General features: G+C 63.8%; 2 protein-coding genes. One reads left to right on the top strand and one right to left on the bottom strand.

The window, feature by feature from the left end:
- Nucleotides 1-166: 166 nt before the first annotated feature.
- Nucleotides 167-1,318 carry a hypothetical protein gene (locus JOZ76_RS16110; RefSeq protein ID WP_291699645.1) on the bottom strand — a complete coding sequence of 384 codons (1,152 nt, stop codon included), beginning with the start codon at nucleotides 1,316-1,318 and terminating at the stop codon, nucleotides 167-169.
- Between the two features lie 365 nt (nucleotides 1,319-1,683).
- Between JOZ76_RS16110 and JOZ76_RS16105 the strand changes: the two genes are divergently transcribed.
- The gene (locus tag JOZ76_RS16105; RefSeq protein WP_291699643.1) at nucleotides 1,684-2,274 is read left to right on the top strand and encodes an SIS domain-containing protein; all 591 of its coding nucleotides are present in this window, start codon (nucleotides 1,684-1,686) and stop codon (nucleotides 2,272-2,274) included.
- Nucleotides 2,275-2,312 lie beyond the last annotated feature (38 nt).

Genomic DNA, 2,312 nt, shown 5'->3' with positions numbered 1-2,312 from the left:
CCGCTGAAGATGTCTTCGGCGGCGCTGATGGACAGGGGCTTCAGGCCCGAAGTTTTTGGATCGATCGCCATCGCGGCCTCCCGAGTGCCGGCCGCTGTTATCGGCTGAAGCTTGCGCTTGTCAATCACGGTTCATCTCTGGGCTGGGGAGCGGCCGCGGCAATGGATTACGCGGGCATCCTGTCCGGCAAGGTGCGGCTGAAGCTTGCGAATGCGGCCTCGACGTTGGCGAGTTGGTCCGCCTCCCAGACGATGCGCTGGTGGGGCGTTGCAAAATCCAGGTCGCGTCCGACGCGGAGGCCCTGTTCGGTCAGGGCGTCGGCCGAAATGCCGGCTTCTCCGCCCGCCGGTAGAAAGATCAGATAACGCGCATTCTCGTTGAGCCAGCATAATTCGAGGGGACCTTGCATCATCCCGATGTTGAGCCAGGCCGCCTCGTACAAGGCCATGCGAAGCTCCAGATTCCAGCAGGCGGGCAAGAAAATGGGGTGATCTCCGACGTCCGCAGGCGCCGTCGTCATCGCGACGCCGACGTCCGGCACGAAGATCGGCGCGAACCGCGCTCTGTCGCAGCGGTCCGCGAACGCGATCCAGTCCTCGGTCCTGCTGTTGCGCTGGCGCTCAAAGCCGTAATTGCGCAAGGTGATCACGAGCGGACGGCGCTCGCCGGCGACCTTGTCGAGATAAGATTTGACGTAGCGCCGCGCTGCCGTGCCGGCCCTCAGCATTGGCCAGAGCCCGTCCGCCCGGGCCATGTCGTGAAGCCACGCCTTTGCGGGCAGACACGGCAGATCGACGCGATAGTCGGGCGGATAGGTTTGCTGTTCCACGCCTGCGATCAGCTGTCTGGCCTGCCCGCGCGAAGCGCACAGCGCGTGGGAACGCACACTGGGCAGCAGGCTGAGGGCCGGCACCAGCATGTTGCGCACCCGCCAGTTTCGCGACACGAAGTCGACCTCGGCCTCGTATTCGGGCTGCTCCTTGCGGAGCCCCTCGTGAGGCCCGGCGACGAACACGACGTCGATATGAGCGAGCCCCTTGCGACGGCGGCTGAGCTCGGCCGCGGCAAGATAGGAAACGAAATCGAAGGTGACCGGCGCGATTGCGAGGTCGTAAACGAAGAGAAGAGCATCCTCCGGCCAGTGCGCGGAAGCGGCCAGGCCCGACGACAGCCTGTCTCCCACCGACACGACAAACCGGCGCAGCGCCCGCGTCGCGGCCAGGCGCGGATACTGGAACTCGTTGATCGGTGCGCGGTAGAGGTATTCGAGCCCACGCGTGCGCAGCCCGAACGACACCTTCCGGATGACCCTGATCATGGACAACGCTGCCCGGTCGACGCTTCGGAAAGTTGGAAAATGAGAGATACTCCCGCGCCGCGCCGCTCATGGTATTTCTGCCACGGGGCCGAATTATAGGTCGCAGCGTTCAGCCCGGCAATACGCGGAGCCATGGCCGCGTCGCCTCGTGTCGAGGCCCATTGTGCACGGCCGGTTGCAGCGATGTCCACTGCAGCCACATCGCCGACCCGCCAACCGTGTTGACGGCCTGCCTGTCGCTCACTAGTTTCCGCGCCGAACGCGAGGGTTACGCGCAGGTGCCGCATTGGACCGGCCCGCGTGTCGCGAGGCTCGCGCGACGGACAAGTGATCGTCCGCGTCTGACGAATTGAGAGGGGGCGACTTTGACGAATACACATTCGGCGACCTATTTCGAGGAAGTTGCCAGCATCGCCTCGAAAATTCCGACCGATGCGATCGAGAATCTGGTGAATGAGCTCGCGGCGTTGCGCGAACGCAACGGGCGGCTTTTTTTTCTGGGAGTCGGCGGCAGCGCGGGCAATTGCGGTCACGCCGTCAATGATTTCCGAAAACTGTGCGGGATCGAGAGCTACGCGCCGACCGACAACGTCTCCGAGCTGACCGCGCGCACCAATGACGAAGGCTGGAGCACGGTGTTCTCGGAATGGCTCAAGGTCAGCCGCGCCAACGACAAGGACGCGGTGTTTGTGTTTTCGGTCGGCGGCGGCAATCTGGAGCGCAATGTCAGCCCCAATCTGGTCGAGGCGGTGAAGGAAGCCAAGGCCCGCAAGCTCAAGATCTTTGGTGTCGTCGGCCGCGACGGCGGCTTTACCCGCCAGGTCGGTGATGTCGTGGTGGTGGTGCCGACCGTGGCGGAATCGCGCGTGACCCCGCATTCGGAGGCATTCCAGGCGGTCGTGTGGCACTGCCTGGTCTCACATCCGAAGCTTCAGGTCATGGCGACGAAATGGTAACACGCGCGGTATTTCTGGATCGCGATGGAGTCTTGAAT

The organism is Bradyrhizobium sp. (genome assembly GCF_019244115.1).
In the GTDB taxonomy this organism is placed as follows: Bacteria; Pseudomonadota; Alphaproteobacteria; order Rhizobiales; family Xanthobacteraceae; genus Bradyrhizobium.
Note: the sequence above shows the minus strand (reverse complement) of the source record. Positions and strands in the feature narration are given on the sequence as shown.